At 63.4% G+C, this 15,907-nt stretch carries 13 protein-coding genes and 2 pseudogenes; 9 read left to right on the top strand and 6 right to left on the bottom strand.

The window, feature by feature from the left end; all coding sequences use genetic code 11:
• Positions 1–67: 67 nt before the first annotated feature.
• Positions 68–736, top strand: a pseudogene (dmeF, locus tag OKC30_RS21510) (CDF family Co(II)/Ni(II) efflux transporter DmeF); the annotation flags it as partial.
• A pseudogene (locus tag OKC30_RS08135) lies at positions 722–2,212 on the top strand (alpha-1,6-glucosidase domain-containing protein); the annotation flags it as partial. The pseudogenes dmeF and OKC30_RS08135, both read left to right, overlap by 15 nt.
• A gap of 194 nt (positions 2,213–2,406) precedes the next feature.
• Here OKC30_RS08135 and OKC30_RS08130 read toward each other — a convergent pair.
• Positions 2,407–4,830, bottom strand: a complete 2,424-nt coding sequence (locus OKC30_RS08130) for a zinc/cadmium/mercury/lead-transporting ATPase (protein ID WP_160836610.1) — start codon at positions 4,828–4,830, stop codon at positions 2,407–2,409.
• A 254-nt stretch (positions 4,831–5,084) separates the two neighbouring features.
• Between OKC30_RS08130 and tpx the strand changes: the two genes are divergently transcribed.
• Together tpx and OKC30_RS08120 are read left to right on the top strand one after the other, a co-directional pair.
• Positions 5,085–5,585, top strand: coding sequence for a thiol peroxidase (gene tpx / locus OKC30_RS08125; RefSeq protein ID WP_010672853.1), 501 nt, complete (start codon positions 5,085–5,087; stop codon positions 5,583–5,585).
• A gap of 146 nt (positions 5,586–5,731) precedes the next feature.
• Entirely contained in the window at positions 5,732–6,952 is a 1,221-nt protein-coding gene (locus tag OKC30_RS08120; protein ID WP_160836608.1) for a DEAD/DEAH box helicase, read from the top strand.
• Positions 6,953–7,048: 96 nt separating this feature from the next.
• Here the strand turns inward: OKC30_RS08120 and OKC30_RS08115 are convergent, their stop codons facing one another.
• The 3 genes from OKC30_RS08115 to OKC30_RS08105 all read right to left on the bottom strand — a co-directional run bounded on the left by OKC30_RS08115 (position 7,049) and on the right by OKC30_RS08105 (position 10,774).
• The gene (locus tag OKC30_RS08115) at positions 7,049–8,608 is read right to left on the bottom strand and encodes a methyl-accepting chemotaxis protein (protein ID WP_210600064.1); all 1,560 of its coding nucleotides are present in this window, start codon (positions 8,606–8,608) and stop codon (positions 7,049–7,051) included.
• A 151-nt stretch (positions 8,609–8,759) separates the two neighbouring features.
• Entirely contained in the window at positions 8,760–9,059 is a 300-nt protein-coding gene (locus OKC30_RS08110; RefSeq protein WP_160836604.1) for a hypothetical protein, read from the bottom strand.
• Between the two features lie 110 nt (positions 9,060–9,169).
• Positions 9,170–10,774 carry a peptide ABC transporter substrate-binding protein gene (locus tag OKC30_RS08105; RefSeq protein ID WP_210600065.1) on the bottom strand — a complete coding sequence of 535 codons (1,605 nt, stop codon included), beginning with the start codon at positions 10,772–10,774 and terminating at the stop codon, positions 9,170–9,172.
• A 173-nt stretch (positions 10,775–10,947) separates the two neighbouring features.
• Between OKC30_RS08105 and OKC30_RS08100 the strand changes: the two genes are divergently transcribed.
• Together OKC30_RS08100 and OKC30_RS08095 are read left to right on the top strand one after the other, a co-directional pair.
• Complete coding sequence (locus OKC30_RS08100) at positions 10,948–11,655, top strand: ParB-like protein (RefSeq protein ID WP_041214520.1); 708 nt, start codon at positions 10,948–10,950, stop codon at positions 11,653–11,655.
• Between the two features lie 85 nt (positions 11,656–11,740).
• On the top strand, positions 11,741–12,169 hold the full coding sequence (locus tag OKC30_RS08095; RefSeq protein WP_039039476.1) for a DUF2753 family protein: 429 nt from the start codon (positions 11,741–11,743) through the stop codon (positions 12,167–12,169).
• Between the two features lie 2 nt (positions 12,170–12,171).
• Here the strand turns inward: OKC30_RS08095 and OKC30_RS08090 are convergent, their stop codons facing one another.
• Positions 12,172–12,921, bottom strand: a complete 750-nt coding sequence (locus OKC30_RS08090) for an enoyl-CoA hydratase-related protein (protein ID WP_041211009.1) — start codon at positions 12,919–12,921, stop codon at positions 12,172–12,174.
• Positions 12,922–13,010: 89 nt separating this feature from the next.
• Between OKC30_RS08090 and OKC30_RS08085 the strand changes: the two genes are divergently transcribed.
• The 3 genes from OKC30_RS08085 to OKC30_RS08075 all read left to right on the top strand — a co-directional run bounded on the left by OKC30_RS08085 (position 13,011) and on the right by OKC30_RS08075 (position 14,872).
• On the top strand, positions 13,011–13,451 hold the full coding sequence (locus OKC30_RS08085; RefSeq protein WP_134997075.1) for a copper chaperone PCu(A)C: 441 nt from the start codon (positions 13,011–13,013) through the stop codon (positions 13,449–13,451).
• Positions 13,452–13,543: 92 nt separating this feature from the next.
• The gene (locus OKC30_RS08080; RefSeq protein WP_043155850.1) at positions 13,544–14,173 is read left to right on the top strand and encodes a TIGR04219 family outer membrane beta-barrel protein; all 630 of its coding nucleotides are present in this window, start codon (positions 13,544–13,546) and stop codon (positions 14,171–14,173) included.
• A gap of 18 nt (positions 14,174–14,191) precedes the next feature.
• Positions 14,192–14,872: an SDR family oxidoreductase gene (locus tag OKC30_RS08075; protein ID WP_160836602.1), complete on the top strand. Its 681-nt coding sequence runs from the start codon at positions 14,192–14,194 to the stop codon at positions 14,870–14,872.
• A gap of 195 nt (positions 14,873–15,067) precedes the next feature.
• Here the strand turns inward: OKC30_RS08075 and OKC30_RS08070 are convergent, their stop codons facing one another.
• Positions 15,068–15,697 (bottom strand): 3'-5' exonuclease, encoded by a 630-nt coding sequence (locus OKC30_RS08070; RefSeq protein WP_270662590.1) that lies wholly within the window; start codon positions 15,695–15,697, stop codon positions 15,068–15,070.
• Positions 15,698–15,907: the final 210 nt, after the last annotated feature.

Genomic DNA, 15,907 nt, shown 5'->3' with positions numbered 1-15,907 from the left:
GGATCCTCTCGATCAATAAAACTATACCAAACGGGGTATATAGCATCCTCGTTTTCAGGAGAAATCCATGCCATCCCTCGCCTCATCCCACTGCCACCACCCCGTCGTCCACGAAGGGAATCCCCTGGCCGAACAGAAGACCCGCTGGGCCGTGCTGCTCACCGTCGTCATGATGGTGGCGGAGATCGGTGGCGGCTGGTTCTACAACTCCATGGCGCTGCTGGCCGACGGTTGGCACATGAGCTCCCATGCCCTGGCCCTCGGCCTCTCGGTGCTGGCCTATCGCGCTGCCCGCCACTTCGAGCGGGATCACAGGTTCAGCTTTGGTACCTGGAAGATAGAGGTGCTGGGGGGCTTCAGCAGCGCCCTGCTGCTGGTGGGGGTGGCGGGGTTGATGCTGTTCGAGTCGGTGGCCAGGTTGCTGGACCCCAGCCCCATCCATTATCAGCAGGCGATCGGCATTGCCCTGCTGGGCCTGCTGGTGAATCTGGCCTGTGCCTGGCTGCTCAGGGACGATCACGGCCATCACCATGGTCACGACCACCATCACGGTCATCACGACCACTCGCACGATCACCACCACGGCCATCAGGATCTCAACCTGCGCGCCGCCTACCTCCACGTGCTGGCGGACGCGGCCACCTCGGTGCTGGTGATTCTGGCGCTGGTGGGAGGCATGTTGTGGGGGGCGGACTGGCTGGATCCCCTGATGGGCATCGCCGGGGCCGACCTGGTGCGGATGCAGGGGGTCTCTCTGGCGACCGCCATGCTGGGTCAGGGCATTCCCTTCACCCACGCGGGTGTCGAGCTGCTGCGTTCCAAGTCCATGGAGCGGGACAGCTACGACTCCGGTGACTGGTACAACCGGGTCGACTACGGCTTAAGTGACAATAATTTTGACAAAGGGCTGCCGCGCAAGGACAAGGACGAGGCCAACTACGAGCTGATCGAGCAGGTGCTCGGCCAGCACGCCAAGCCGGGTTCGGCCGAGATGCATCAGATGGTGAACTTCTACCAGGAGCTCTCCGAACTGCGTCAATCCTCTCGTCTGCTGCGTCTTGGCAGCGGCGCCGAGGTGATCAAGCGGGTCGACTTCCGCAACACCGGCCCTGAGCAGATCCCGGGTCTCATCGTGATGAGCGTGGATGACGGGGTGGGCGCCGGTGCGGATCTGGATCCGGCCATCGACGGCCTGGTGGTGATGATCAACGCCACCAATCAGCCCCAGAGTATCGGCGATTTCCGTGACGGCAAGGATCAGCCCATCGATCTGACCGGCATGGTCCTGAGCGGTGCCCACCGTGACTCCGACAGCATCGCCAGCGGTGCGGCCAATGACAGCGGTCAGCTGACCCTTGGCGCCTGGTCGGCGGCGGTGTTCGTCAAGCCGCAGAGCGGTGCCCAGGGCGCGGGGCTGCCGGTGAGCAAGAAGACGGATCTGAGCACCTTGCCTCCCTTCGGTGACACCGAGGTGTTCGTGCGCGGTTTCCTGAATCAGTGGGATCCGGTCAACAAGATGAACTTCAGTGGCAATTTCACCTATGAGTTCACCACCGAGGTGACGGCGGATCAGCTGGGGTCGACCCAGGTGAAGATCGCTGGCAACGAGTGGAGCGGCCCCGTCAATTACGGCAAGTGCAGCGATACCGACCAGCTTGCGACCGGCCAGGTCAATACGCTCTGTGCCAATGGCGGGGATCTGCCGTTCAACGTGGAGAAGGCTGGCACCTACAAGTTTGTCTTCACCGCCATGAACAAGGACAAGCCCACCCTGAGTGTCAGCTACACCGAACCGGCGCAGAGCTGCAAGGTGCTGGATACCGTCGCGGGCAATCCGCTCGGCTTCCCGCTCTATGTGCGCGGCAGTCTGAGCGACTGGAACGCCCAGCCGGCCTACCAGCTGAGCTACAAGGGGATGGAAGGTAACCTCGCCATCTATCAGGCCGCCTTCAACTACGCGGGCAGCTTTGACTTCAAGTTTGCCAACGACGATGGCAACTGGAGCAAGCAGTTCTTCGTGAAGGATGCCGGTGGCACCCTGATCGCACTGGAGCCCGAGCAGGTTTACCCGCTCCAGCACGGCGACGGTGGCATGGGCAACAACAGCATCACGCTGGAACAGGGTCTGTGGAGCTTCCTGGTGAAGGTTGACCCGACCCAGACTTCCGGCGAGGTGGGCAGCGTCATCATCCAGGAGTGCAGCGCCAAGTAAGTCTTTCCCATCGAGCCCGGGGCTGGCTCGGCAGCCCCGGGTTGAATTCCGCCTCGCCAAGGGCGGGATAACACCGAGAGAGTAAGCAAAGCGCGACTGCCGACCGGCAGCCGCGCTTTTTCTTTGCTCGTGGGCGAGGCAATAAAAAAGCCGCCCCGTTGGAGCGGCTGTTGGTTGTTCAGTTTACGGCCGGCCTAGCGTTTTCGCAGCAGGCGCAGGGCGTTGGCGGTGACCAGGGCGGTGGCGCCGGTGTCGGCCAGCACCGCAATCCACAGGCCGGTGATGCCGAGCAGGCTGGTGACCAGGAAGATGGCCTTGAGCCCCAGCGCCAGCGCGATGTTCTGGTGGATGTTGGCCAGTGCCGCGCGGGAGAGCCGGATCATGGCGGCGACCCCGCCGAGCTGGTTGTGGGTCAGCGCCGCATCGGCGGTCTCCAGCGCCACGTCGGTGCCGCCTCCCATGGCGATGCCGATGCTGGCCCGCTTCATGGCCGGTGCATCGTTGATGCCGTCGCCGATCATCGCGACCTTCTGGCTGAGGCCGAGCTTGGCGATTTCATCGACCTTGCCCTCCGGCAGCAGGCCGGCGCGCCAGCCCATGCCGAGCTCGCCGGCGATCGCCTCGGCGGCGCGGGGGTTGTCGCCGGTCAGCATGATGCTCTGCAGGCCGAGCTGGTTGAGCTCCTGCAGCGCCGCAGCCGCCTCGGGGCGGATCTGGTCGCGCAGGGCCAGCAGGGCGGCCGGGGCGGCGTTGGGCTGACCGAGCACCACCACTGTCTTGCCTTGCTGCTCCAGGGTGGCGACCCGGGCCAGCATCGCCGCATCCAGGGTGGCGACCCGGCTCGGTGCCAGCAGCTGCCAGAGGACTCCGTCGATGCGACCCTCTACCCCCATGCCGGGCAGGGCGCGCAGCTCCTGGGCCGCGGCGAGGCTGAGGCCCCGTTCGCTGGCCGCCGTCACCACGGCGCGGGCCAGCGGGTGGTGGGAGCCCTGCTCGATGGCCGCCGCCAGCGCCAGCAGGTCGGCCTCTGGCTGGCCATTGAGGCTCACCAGTTCGGTCAGCTGCGGCTTGCCCAGGGTCAGGGTGCCGGTCTTGTCAAAGGCCACGGTATCGATGTGGGCGAGGCGCTCCAGCGCGGCGCCCCCCTTGATGAGGGCACCCTGCCGGGTGGCTGCCGCCAGTGCCGAGGTGACCGCCGCCGGGGTGGAGATGACCAGGGCGCAGGGGCAACCGATCAGCAGCAGCGCCAGCCCGCGATAGACCCACTCGTCCCAGATCTGGCCGAAGGCGAGCGGCGGTACCAGCACCACCAGCAGGGCGACCAGCATCATGGCCGGGGTATACCAGCGACTGAAGCGATCGATGAAACGCTCGATGGGGGCGCGCTGGGTCTCGGCCTCCTCGATGAGGTGCAGGATGCGGTCGATGGCGTTGTTGCCGGGCTCTGATACCACCTCAAGGCGCAGCACCCGATCCGCCGCCAGACTGCCGGCGGGGACCTTGTCACCCCGGCGGCGCTCCACCGGGATGGATTCGCCGGTCAGGGCGCTCTCGTCAAAGGCGCCGAGGGGGTCGAGCAGGCGGGCATCGGCGGCCAGGCGGGCACCCGGGGCGATTTCGATGATGTCACCGGGGCGCAGCTGGTCGGCAGCGACTTCTTCCCGTACCTCGCCCTCGGCAGTGGTGCGGATGCGCAGCGCCTTGTCGGGCACCAGCGCCATCAGGGCGGTGACCCCGGCGCGGGCGCGGCCGGCGGCGTAGGCCTCCAGATGTTCCCCCAGCATGAACAGCAGCAGCACCATGGCCGCTTCGGCGGTTTCACCGAGGAACAGGGCCCCCACGGCGGCGACCGTCATCAGGGTCTCGATGGCGAAGGGGGAGCCGCTCTTGGTCAGCGCCCACGCCTTGCGGGAGATGGGCCACAGCCCCCAGAGGGTGGCCAGGGTAAAGAGCGGCTGACCGAGCTGGTTCGGCAGCAGGGCCGCCATCCCCATCAATCCGGCGAGCGACAGGGGCTGCCAATACTTGGTGAGCAGGTTGTTGACCCTCTGCATCTGCGGGCTGCGGCCTGGTTCGCTGCGAGCCGTGTTCTGAGCTCCCCCTTTGAGCTGGAAGCCGGCGGCCAGCACGGCGGCGGTGACGGGATCGGGGGAGAGGCCGGGGGCCAGATCCACCACCAGCTTCTCGGTGGCAAACAGCACCCGAGCCTGTTGTACGCCCTCCACCCGGCTGACGGCGGTCTCTATCTTGCGTGCACAGCTGGGACAATCCATGCCCAGCACCTGCCAGCTATGGCGGCGGCTGTTCTGCTCGGGGGTAGCCAGCGGCGGCTCGGTCGCGGCGGCCGTGTGGGCGTGCCCCTGCTCATGATGATCGTGATCGTGGTCGTGGGCTGTGTCGGTGGTGCAAGCGCCTCTGGGGGGCTCTTCATCTCCCGGGCCGTCTGCGCCACTTTGCCCCTGATGATCGTGGCGGGTCGGGTTGGCGACACCACTGGCCTGTGTCGCGTTGTCGCAGCAGTGGCTGGTGTGGCTGTGCCCGGCCTGTGGGGTGGCGGCCTTGCTGACGGCCTTGATGGGGGCAGCGGCGTGTTGATGGCTGCAGCAGGATTTGCTCATGATGCGTTCCTCTTGAGGGATCCCGCCCCTGCGGGATCCTGGATGACAGAGCCGAGTGTAAACCTTGGTGTAAAGTCCAAGGTCAAGTCCTCTTCTTCTCTTTGTCCGGGGCCATGACAGTGGCCGCTGATCTGCCTCTGGAGCAGGAGGGATGCAAAGGGATGCCAAATCCCTTTCATTAGCGGGTGTTTGTCATCCCGTGGCGGGCCTATACTGGGGACCCTGGATCCCACATCAATCATCAAGGACCTAACATGAGCAATACCGTCACCCTGCAAGGCAACCCCGTCTCCGTCTCCGGCCACTTCCCCGTTGCCGGTGAGCAGGCCAAGCCCTTCTCCCTGGTTGCTGGCGATCTGTCCGATGCGACCCTGGCGACCTTCGCCGGCAAGCGCAAGATCCTGAACATCTTCCCGAGCGTCGACACCCCGACCTGCGCCACTTCCGTGCGCAAGTTCAACGAGCAGGCAAGCGCCCTGAACAACACCGTCGTGCTGTGCATCTCTGCCGACCTGCCGTTCGCCCAGGCCCGTTTCTGCGGCGCCGAGGGTCTGGACAAGGTGGTGAACCTCTCCACCCTGCGTGGTGTCTCCTTCCTGCAGGACTACGGCGTGGCCTTCTCCTCCGGCCCGCTGGTGGGTCTGGCTGCCCGTGCCATCGTGGTACTGGATGAGCACGACAAGGTGCTGCACAGCGAGCTGGTGGCCGAAGTCGCCGACGAGCCGAACTACGCCGCCGCCCTGGCCGTTCTGTAAGTCGCGCCACAGGCTGATTGCCTGACGGCCTGCCCCGTTCACACGGGGCAGGCCGTTTTTATTGCGCTCCCGAACCTTTTACTTATGGGGTGGGTCTGGCTAGACTTCGCCTCCACATCCTCGTTCAGCCTGTATCTGCGATCCCCATGACGTTTGACGAACTCGCCCTTGACCCCGCCCTGTTGCCCCTGCTGCCCGCCGCGCTGGAAAAACCGACCCCCATTCAGCAGCTAGCCATTCCTGCAGCCTTGTCAGGACGGGATCTGCTTGCCCTGGCCAGGACCGGCAGTGGCAAGACCCTGGCATTCGGCCTGCCGCTGCTGCAGAGGCTGGACGCAGCCAGTGACCGGGTACAGGGATTGGTACTGGTCCCCACCCGGGAGCTGGCAAGCCAGGTGAGCGCCGCCCTGCAGGAGATTGCCGACGGGTTGGGGGTGCGCCTTCTGACCCTGTGTGGCGGGGTGGCCCAGGAGTGGCAGGAGCGGGAACTGGCTCTTGGCCCCCAACTGCTGGTGGCGACCCCCGGACGGTTACGGGACTTGCTGGCCCAGCAGACGCTGGGACTGGGTGCCCTGCGCATGCTGGTGCTGGATGAGGCGGATCGCCTGCTGGAGATGGGGTTCTGGCCCGATATCCAGTGGCTGATGAAGGCAATGCCGGAGGCGCGGCAGCAGATGCTCTTCTCCGCCACCTTGCCGGTCGAGCTGGAGAGCCTGGCCTCGGGCCTGCTGCAGGATCCGGTGCGCATCGAGGCCGAGCCGCTCAACAGCCTGGTGAGCGACATCGAGGAGCGGCTCTATCTGGTCAACAGGAGCAGCAAGGTGCCTGCGCTGATCGCCCTGCTGGAGGCCGGAGAGTGGCCCCAGGTGCTGGTCTTCATCAGTGCCAGGGACGACGCGGACGGGGTGGCCAAGAAACTCGCCAGGGCTGGCATGACGGTGGCAGCCCTGCACGGAAACAAGGATCAGGCCGTGCGGGAGCAGGCGCTGGCGGATTTCAAGGAGGGCAGGGTGCGGGTGCTGGTGGCCACGGACCTGATGGCGCGCGGTATCCACGTGGAGGCATTGCCCGTGGTGATCAATCTGGATCTGCCGGACCATGCGCCCGTCTACGTGCATCGTATCGGTCGTACCGCCCGTGCCGGACAGAGCGGTCTGGCCATCTCCCTTACCTGTCACGGGGATGGGGAGGCGCTCGAGGGGATCCGGGCCCTGACCGGTCGGCCCCTGCCCCTGGCGGCGCTGGCAGGTTTTCCGGTGACCGACAAACCCGCCAGCGGGGAGAGCAAACGGGCGCCAAGAGACAAGCAGGCGAACCGTCGCACCCAGGGCAAGCGCAGCATCAAGCAGTTCAAGGGCAAATCCTGAGACGGACTTCTTGCCCCCGGCGGGAGCCTGTCGTCGTGAAGGAGAGGAGAGATCGGCAGCGCGCCCGGGGGCGCGCCAAACTACACGGCAAGGGGGTCAGTCGTGGAACTGGTTGATCAGGCGGGAGAGGTTTTGCAGCCGCTCCACCAGCAGGGTGATGCCATCAAGGGCCTGACGGCTGTTGTCCGCGGTGTGGCTCGCCAGTTGGTGGATCTGGTGGATCCCCTGATCCAGGGTGCTGGTGACATCCGCCTGCTGGCTCACCGCCTGGGCTATCTCGTCGCTGGTGTGGGTCACCCGGGCCAGCATCCGGTTGATCTGGTCGAGCACCTCGGCGGTGGCCCCCATGTGCTGCTGGCAGAGCACTGATGTCTGGGCCCCCTGCTCCATGCCATCGGACAGTTGCCGGGTGCTCTGTTGCAGCGCCCCTATCATGTCGCTTATCTCGCCGGTGGAGCTGCGGGTTTTCTGGGCCAGGGCCCGTATCTCGTCGGCCACCACCGCAAAGCCGCGCCCCTGTTCACCGGCCCGTGCCGCCTCGATGGCCGCATTGAGGGAGAGCAGGTTGGTCTGATCCGCAATCTGCCCGATCACCTCCAGAATGCCGTTGATCTTCTGGCTGTCCTGGGTCAGGCGCGCCAGCACGCCCTGGCTGGCGTCCAGCTCCTGATGAAGCCTGTCGACCGAATCCCGGGTTGTGGCCAGCGCCTGCTGGCCACTGGCGGACACCTGCTGGACCTCGCCCACCAGCGCATTGGCCTGGTGGGCATTGTCAGCCACATCGCGGATGGACTGGCTCATCTGGGTGATGGCCGCCGCCAGTTGCTCGCTCTGGGCCCGCTGCTGTTGCAGGTGAGTGTCTATGGTCTGGATATGCCCCCTGTCATCCTCCGCCGCCTGCAGGATCTGCTGGTTGGTGTCCGCGCTGCGACCCACCACGGCGCGCAGCTCCGCCTTCTTCATGCGCAGCAGCAGTTCAAGGGCGGCCAGGCTGTCCTGACGCCTGGCATAGAGTACCTGGCAAAGGGCGCTGCCCTGCTCCTCGCCCGCCGTGGCCAGCAGCCTGGCCAGCCGCCGTTGCAGATGCCAGCCATGCCCCATCTGGGCCAGCAAGCAGAGCAGGGTGATGACTCCCCACCCCGGCTGGCCGGTGACCAGACTGGCCCCCATGCCGAGCAGGGCGGTGCCAGAGAGCAGCAGACACAGCTGCCCCGGCTCCAGGGTCAGCCGGGTCAGCCAGGGCAGTGCCTTGCCGTCACGGATCCGGGCATAGAGCTGCTCTGCCCAGGCGATGTCGTGATCCTGGGGACGGGTGCGGACAGACTGGTATTCGATGATCTGCTGCTGATCGTTGAGGATCGGCGTGACGTAGGCGTTGACCCAGTAGAACTGACCACTCTTGGCGCGGTTCTTTACCAGCCCCATCCAGCTCTTGCCTTGTTGCAGGCGGCGCCACATGTCGGCGAACGCGGCCTTGGGCATGTCGGGGTGGCGGACCAGATTGTGGGGCTCCCCTTCCATTTCGGTCGCGCTGTAGCCCGCCACATCGCAAAAGTGCTGGTTGGCATAAGTGATGTGACTGGCGGGATCCGTGGTCGAGATCAGTGAGATGTGATCGGGGAAACGGATCTCCCCTTCGTGCCGGGTTGTGGTCATGTGCGCATCCTGAATGAGCCAAGTAACTGATAAAGTTATTTTTTATTTTTGTGATTGTTACGGCGTCATTGTAGATGCGGACTGTTACACCACCTTGGCTTGGGTCAATAAATCAACACGGGAAAGGCTGAAAAAAGTCGTAGATGGCGGCTCAGCCGCGGGGAGTGAAGTCGTGGATCTCCCCCGTCCTCGGCTTGAAGCGGGGGGCATTGTCTTCTGCGCTGGCGACCCAGGCCATGGCCTGGCAGAAACTCTCCTGCTTGGCGAAGGCATCCCGGGCCTGATCGATGGCTCGTTCGGCATTGCGCCGCTCCATCTTGCTGGCCTTGCGGTCGCTGAACTGCTTCTGCTGGCTCAACATCCATTCGAGGAAGGCCTGGCGGCATTCGGTTTCATCGGCGGCCTTGGCGGGAAGGGCAACAAACAGGGCAATCAGGAGCAGAGCACGCATGGCAGGATCGGATCACGGGGTTGATGAATGAAAAGAGGCGGCATTTTATGCCGGGAACTTGAACAGGAACAGTGCCAGGAGGGGTCAGATGTCCCGACCCCTCCCCGGACTCAGTGTTTGACGAGGTAGAGCTGACGGCTGTAGGCCACGTCTTCCGGGTTGTTGATGGGATACCCCTTGAGCCAGGGCTTGATGAGCCGGGCATTGGTGTACTGGTAGATGGGGGCGATGGGGGCCTCCTTCTGCAAGATGGCCTCGGCCTCATCAAACAGGCGGGCCCGCTCTGCGGGATCCTGACTGTTGGCCGCCTGCGCCAGCAGCTTGTCGTAAGCCGGGTTGGCGAACCGGGCCATGTTGCCGCTGTGGCCCGATCCCCAGAGCCCGAGGAAGGCGGAGGGGTCGTTGTAATCGGCGACCCAGGAAGAGCGGATCACCTCGAACTGGCCGCTTTGACGGCTGTCGAGATAGGTTTTCCACTCCTGGTTGGTGAGCTCGACCCGGGCCCCCAGCTTCTGTTTCCACAGGTTGGCGATGGCCAGCGCCATCTTCTTGTGAATTTCCGCCGTGTTGTAGAGCAGGGTCAGCTTGAGGGGATTGCTTGGGCCGTAGCCCGCTTCTTTCAGCAGGGCTCTGGCACGCTCGTCCAGCGCCTGCTGGCTGCTGGTGGAGAGCAGATTGGGCTTGGGGTCGAAGCCGGCGGTCACGTCCGGGGTGAAGTGGTAGGCCGGTTTCTCCCCGGTGCCCAGCACCTTGTCGGCAATCAGGCCCCTGTCGATGGTGTAGGAGAGCGCCTGGCGCACCCGCACATCATTGAGGGGCGGGCGCTGGGTGTTGAAGGCGTAGTAGTAGGTGCCGAGCTGTTCCGGGGTATAGACCTCCCCCGGGATCTGGGCCATCAGGCTCTGGTACTGCTCCTTGGGGAAGGATTCGGTGATGTGCAGATCCCCGGCCAGATAGCGGTGGGTGGCCGCGCTCTCCTGGTTGATGGGCACGAAGGTGACGCGGGTCAGTACCGTGTGGGCGCGATCCCAGTAGTAGGGATTGGGCGTCAGCTCCAGTTTCTCGTTCACCACCCGGTGACTCAACACGAAGGCGCCGTTGCCCACCAGCTTGCCGGGCTGGGTCCACTGGTTGCCATATTGCTCCATGCTGGCCTGGTGCAGGGGCGACAGGCTGGGGTGGGTCAGCAGGCTCAGGAAATAGGGCACCGGCTGGGAGAGGGTCACCTTCAGGGTATGGTCATCGACGGCCTCCACCCCGAGCGCATCGGGGGCCAGCCTGCCTGCCACTATGTCGTCCACCTTGTCGAAGCGAGCGAGCTGGGCGAACCAGGCGAAAGTGGCGGCTTCTCTGGGGTCAACCAGCTTGCGCCAACCATAGACGAAGTCGGCGGCGCGCACGGGGTCGCCGTTGGACCAGCGGGCATCCTGCCTCAGATGGAATGTGAACTGCCGGTTGTCCTTGTTCTCCCAGCTCGCGGCCACCCCGGGCAGCACCTTGCCGTCCGGCCCCTGGGTCAGCAGCCCCTCGTAAAGGTCTCTGAGGACCTGCAGCTCCGGCAGTCCCACCAGCTTGAGAGGGCTCAGGCTCGCCGGTTCATCCTTGAGATGACGGACGACGGCCTGTTCGGCGGCGAGTGGGGTACCGGGCGGCACATCGGCGGCCTGGACGCAGGCACAGCCCAGCAGGACCAGCAGGGGGCTCCATCCTTTCATGGTGAATCCTTCAAAATGTGTGAAGCGGGGAGAAAACTCGGCGAGAATGCATCGCCGGCAGATGGGAAATCATGATATCCCCTTTGCTGGTCAGACCGCCAGCATGAGTCCCATGATATCCGATGCGGCTGTCAACGAGGGGGCGCCGTGAGCGCCAGGAAAAGGAGAGAGTGATGAGAGCATGGATCTTGTTGGCCTGCGTGCTGAGCCAGGGCGCCTGGGCGTTGTCCCCGTGCGAGAAGAGCAGCTCGGTGGGAAGCTGGTGCGAAGTGAACATAGAGGCGCTGCACCCCACCCAGGGCGGCGTCGGTCAGTTGCAGGTGGATACCACAGCCCGGGAGCTGGCGGACAAGAGCGAGAAGCAGCTCGACAAGCTGATGAAAAAGAAAGAGATCCCCATCGTCATCGCGCCGGATGGGGGTTACTGGCTGGTGGACAGGCACCACCTGACCAAGGCGCTGTGGCAGCAGGGGGTGAAGCAGGTCAGGGTCAAGGTGATTGCACGGTTGCAGGACAGGGCCAATTTCTGGAGCCAGATGCAGAACAACCACTGGGCCTGGCTCAAGGATGAACGGGGTCAACCCCTGACTCCCGAGCAGTTGCCCGGCCATATCGGTGAATTGCCGGATTACCCCTACCGCACCCTGGCGGGGCTGTTGCAGGATGCGGGCTACTTCAGCAAGAAGGATCAGGTCTACTTCGTCGAGTTTGCCTGGGCCAGCTGGCTCGGCCAGCAGATGGCCTGGCAGCCGATCGATGAGGTCAACCTTGCAGATCGCCTCGCCGAAGCCAAACGGCTGGCGTGCAGCAGCAAGGCGTCGGATCTGCCTGGTTACCCCGGCAAGCAGTGTCGCGTCAATCAGCCCAGAACAGCGGGTTGAGGGATCCTGCACAAAGGGTCTGGTTGATATTTGTTCTCGATTGGCCATGATACAAACTCCACTCGTGTCGGCAAAGGAGAGGAACATGGAACATCAGAACTGGCAACGCTACATGCTGGAGGCGGAGAACGCCCTTGGCATGGGGGCTCTGGGCACGGCGATCTGCCTCTATCAGCAGGCCCTGGGGGAAGTGTATGAGCTGGCCTCCGGGGATCTGGACGAACTGGCCAGCATGCGGGTCGCCACCTGTCACCGCATGGCCGATTTCTGGCGTGCCATGGAAGAGCCCGCCTATGAACTGCGCTACCTCAAGCTCGCCTCCGAGCTGGTCACCGCCCTGGTGCCCCAGTGCCCCAACCGGGCGTGCGAATCCCTCATCAGTGAGCTGGGCTGCTGCCGCGCCGCCCTGCTCTCCTTCTTGAAGCGCCACCCCAATCCGGAGATTGCCCGGCTTATCCAGGTGCAGGACAGGGTTCAGGGCTGCGAGCTGATAGGCCGGTTCCGTCTCAACTGAGTTCAGCGCCGTTTTTGCAGCTTGCTGGCGATGCGGCTTTGCGCCTCTTCCCCTTGGAGGGCCTGGGCGAAGGCGCGCGCTTCCAGGTCGATGACGAAATGCACCGCCTGTTTGAGCTCCTGCTTGAGCAGCGCCTTGCTCTTCTGGAGCGCCATCGGCGGCTTGGCCGCCAGTTTCAGTCCCTGCTCCCGAGCGAAGGGGAGCAGGTCCGCCGGGGCCAGCACCCGGTTGGCGAGCCCGAGACGCAGCGCCTCTTCCCCATCGATGGCCTCTGCCAGCAGCAACAGCTCCGCCGCCTTGAGGTGACCGACGGCGCGTGGCAGCAGCAGGCTGGCGGCAAACTCCGGCACCAGTCCCAGCTCGACGAAAGGCAGTTGCAGCCGGGCGTTGTCACCCAGATAGACCAGGTCGCAGTGCAGCAGCAGGGTAGTGCCGATGCCGACTGCCGGGCCGCCCACGGCGGCGATCACCGGTTTGGGGAAGTCGGCCAGGGTGTGCAGAAATTGCAGGATGGGGTCGTCCGGCTCAAGGGCGTGCTTGCCAACAAAGTCGGCCAGATCGTTGCCGGCGGTGAAGCACTCCGCCTGGCCCTGCAACAGCAGCACATGGACCTCTTCGTCCCGGGCGGCCTGGCGCAGTGCGTCGGTCAGCGCCAGATACGTTTCCGTGTTGAGGGCATTGCGCTTTTCCGGTCGATTGAAGGTCAGGGTGAGCAAGCCGTCCTGCTGTTCGGCCAGAATTGTGAGGGCCATGTCTGAATCCTTGTTGTCGGGGGCTGTCAAAAGCTTGCCACAGGGGTAAGCTTTGTCTCGTTTAACAACATCATAAAAGGATTTCAACCATGTTTAAACGTGCGTTTTATTCCACCATGGCACTGCTTCTGGCCGCCCCGGCCCTGGCCAAGGTCGACGCGGTCGATGGTTATGTGCGCCTGCTGCCCCCTGGCTCGCCGAACACGGCGGCGTTCATGGTGCTCAGGAACGATGGGGACAAACCGGTGAAACTGGTGGCGGGAGCGTCCCCTGAGGCGGGCCGTGTCGAGCTGCACACCCATTTGCACGAGAACGGCGTCATGAAGATGCGCCAGGTGGAGAGCATCGAGATCCCGGCCAAGGGGGAGGCCGTGCTCAAGCCCGGCAGCCTGCACATCATGTTGTTCGACATCCATACCCTGTCCCAGGGCACGCCCTTCCCGCTGACCCTGACCCTGGACGATGGGCAGACGCTGTCACTGAGCCTGCCCGTGAAGCCGGTCGAACCCATGAAAGGGATGAAGCACTGACATTTATGGACGCTTGTTCAGCTTTTTACTCTAGGTATTCCTTGCCCAGCGGGTAAAATGATGGCCTTTCCAGTCCAAAATGGAGCGAAGTGATGAAGAAGACCCTGATTGCCGGCACTGTGATGGCTCTGCTCAGCCATGGGGCCATGGCCGCCAATGACTGGCGTTTTGCGGCGGGTGCCGATCTGTGGAATGCCCAGGGAAGTGGCCAGGTCAGCAGCGTGGGTGCCGATGGCAGCTACGACGAGAACTACAACTGGAGCGGCTACCTGCAACTGGAGCACGGCATCCTGCTGCTGCCCAACGCCAAGTTCGAAATGTCCGACTTCAGCAGCAGCGGCGGCAGCTTCAACAACGATCTGCTGGCTTACGACCTGAGCCTCTACTATCGCCTGTTCAACAACGATCTGTTCCAGATCGATCTGGGTCTGACCGGTCGTCGCTACGACGGTGATTTCAACACCCAGCACTACTCCTATGACAAGGATGTGCTGATGGCCTACACCGGCGCCGAAGTGCGCATCCCGGGGACCGGCTTTGCCGCCTTCGGTGATGCCCGCGTGCAGGATGCCGACAACTACGACTACCGTCTGGGCGGCTCCTACAAGTTCTCTTCCGTGCCGCTCAAGATCCGCGCCGGCTGGCGTGAGGCCGAGATGGACTTCGATCGTGTCGATCAGACCATCGACGGCTGGTTCATCGGTGGTGAATTCACCTTCTGATCTCCCTGAGGAGCACACATGGGCCACATCATAGTGACTGGCGCGGGGTCCGGACTGGGCCGCGCCCTGACCATAGGGCTGGTTGAACGCGGCCATCAGGTTTCCATGATGGGTCGCCGTTACCAGAAACTGCAGGAGCAGGAAGAGCTGCTCGGCAAGGCGGTGATCGGCATTGCCGCCGATCTCGCACACCACGAAGAGGTGGATGTCGCCTTTGCCGCTGCGGTGGAGTGGTGCGGCCTGCCCGACATGGTGATCCACTGTGCCGGTGTCGGCGAGTTCGGCCCGGTGGGTGTCTACACCGCCGAGCAGATCCGCCGGGTGGTGGAGAGCAATCTCATCTCCACCATACTGGTGGCCCAGCAGACGGTGCGCCTCATCGGCGACAAGGGCGGCGTGCTGGCGAATGTGCTCTCCTCCGCCGCCCAGACCGGCAAGGCCAACGAGAGCCTCTATTGCGCCTCCAAATGGGGCATGCGCGGCTTTCTCGAATCCTTGCGGGCCGAGCTGAAGAGTGCTCCCCTGCGACTGGTGAACCTCTATCCGAGCGGGATCCGCAGCGAGTTCTGGGAGAATTCGGATCACGTGGATTCGAGTGGTTTCATGACGCCGGAAGACGCGGCAGCCTACATGCTGGATGCGCTGGCCGCGAGAAGCAGCTGCCATGTGACCGATCTCTTTATCGGTCGCAATAGTTGAGATAGTGGGCTCCGGCCCTTGCCGCCCAGCAGAGCAGAAACAAAAGGCGCGCCATTTGGCGCGCTTTTTCATTGATGTGCAGTGCTAAATTATCTGCTTGCCTGCCTCTCTTTACGCCGGGCCATCATGGATGTGAAGGCGGGTAAATTCAGTGCCGACATGGCATGAATGATTGATGATGCATGTCGGCACATATTATTTCCGAGTCGCATATTCCCGCAGGAAGGATGGAATCACCTGTTTTGGCTTCTTGCCAAGGGTCAGCAGCCATTCAAAATCCGGGTCGATGATGCCATGCCGACACGCCAACTCTTCCAACAAGGCAAGCCAGAGGTGGGCCGTCACCTCGGCATCCGCCAGGGCACGGTGAAACACCCCGTCATTGGGCAGGCTCCGGTATTGCACCAGGGTACCCAGCTTGTGATCCGGGGCATCGGGAAACAGGCGCCTTGATAGCAGCAGGGAACAGGCGAACTGGCCGCGGTATTGCGCCGGCAATCGCTCTATTTCCGCATCCAGAAAGCGCTTGTCGAAGGAGGCGTTGTGGGCGACCAGATTGTCATCACCGATAAAGTCGACGAAATCCGCCATCACCTCGTTACAGGGGGGAGCCTGTTTCAGCATGGCATTGCTGATCCCGGTATATTGCTCGATGAAGCTGCTCACGTTGAAGCCCGGATTCATCAATGCCGAGAAACGCTCACTGATATAACCATCCTTGATTCTGACGGCACCGATCTCGATGGCTCTATCCCCTTGTCCGGGTGAAAGCCCTGTGGTCTCGAAGTCGAGCACGACAACGGTATTGGCTGAGGCGATGGACATAACTTATCGGGCAAGCTGGGTAAAGAGCGCCAGTCTAGGAAATCAGCCGTGCCGTGTACAGGGCAATGCAGTTATCTCATTGGTTCACGCTGGAGACGCATTTTTGTACATCATGGCTGAGAGCCATATAAAAAGGTTCATCGCGGCTTTCCGGGGAAGGCCGCCTTGATTTTCAGAAAAAAGTATTCTGAGTCCCTAAATCCATACCTG

The organism is Aeromonas sp. QDB18 (assembly GCF_027705325.1).
Lineage (GTDB): Bacteria > Pseudomonadota > Gammaproteobacteria > Enterobacterales > Aeromonadaceae > Aeromonas > Aeromonas caviae.
Note: the sequence above shows the minus strand (reverse complement) of the source record. Positions and strands in the feature narration are given on the sequence as shown.

What these genes read in the sequence shown, in the direction of transcription:
- OKC30_RS08085 (WP_134997075.1), top strand. Translation starts at nt 13,011, where the DNA reads ATGTTTAAACGTGCGTTTTATTCCACCATGGCACTGCTTCTGGCCGCC.
- OKC30_RS08080 (WP_043155850.1), top strand. Translation starts at nt 13,544, where the DNA reads ATGAAGAAGACCCTGATTGCCGGCACTGTGATGGCTCTGCTCAGCCAT.
- tpx (WP_010672853.1), top strand. Translation starts at nt 5,085, where the DNA reads ATGAGCAATACCGTCACCCTGCAAGGCAACCCCGTCTCCGTCTCCGGC.
- OKC30_RS08110 (WP_160836604.1), bottom strand. Translation starts at nt 9,059, where the DNA reads ATGCGTGCTCTGCTCCTGATTGCCCTGTTTGTTGCCCTTCCCGCCAAG.
- OKC30_RS08130 (WP_160836610.1), bottom strand. Translation starts at nt 4,830, where the DNA reads ATGAGCAAATCCTGCTGCAGCCATCAACACGCCGCTGCCCCCATCAAG.
- OKC30_RS08120 (WP_160836608.1), top strand. Translation starts at nt 5,732, where the DNA reads ATGACGTTTGACGAACTCGCCCTTGACCCCGCCCTGTTGCCCCTGCTG.
- OKC30_RS08095 (WP_039039476.1), top strand. Translation starts at nt 11,741, where the DNA reads ATGGAACATCAGAACTGGCAACGCTACATGCTGGAGGCGGAGAACGCC.
- OKC30_RS08115 (WP_210600064.1), bottom strand. Translation starts at nt 8,608, where the DNA reads ATGACCACAACCCGGCACGAAGGGGAGATCCGTTTCCCCGATCACATC.
- OKC30_RS08075 (WP_160836602.1), top strand. Translation starts at nt 14,192, where the DNA reads ATGGGCCACATCATAGTGACTGGCGCGGGGTCCGGACTGGGCCGCGCC.
- OKC30_RS08100 (WP_041214520.1), top strand. Translation starts at nt 10,948, where the DNA reads ATGAGAGCATGGATCTTGTTGGCCTGCGTGCTGAGCCAGGGCGCCTGG.
- OKC30_RS08070 (WP_270662590.1), bottom strand. Translation starts at nt 15,697, where the DNA reads ATGTCCATCGCCTCAGCCAATACCGTTGTCGTGCTCGACTTCGAGACC.
- OKC30_RS08105 (WP_210600065.1), bottom strand. Translation starts at nt 10,774, where the DNA reads ATGAAAGGATGGAGCCCCCTGCTGGTCCTGCTGGGCTGTGCCTGCGTC.
- OKC30_RS08090 (WP_041211009.1), bottom strand. Translation starts at nt 12,921, where the DNA reads ATGGCCCTCACAATTCTGGCCGAACAGCAGGACGGCTTGCTCACCCTG.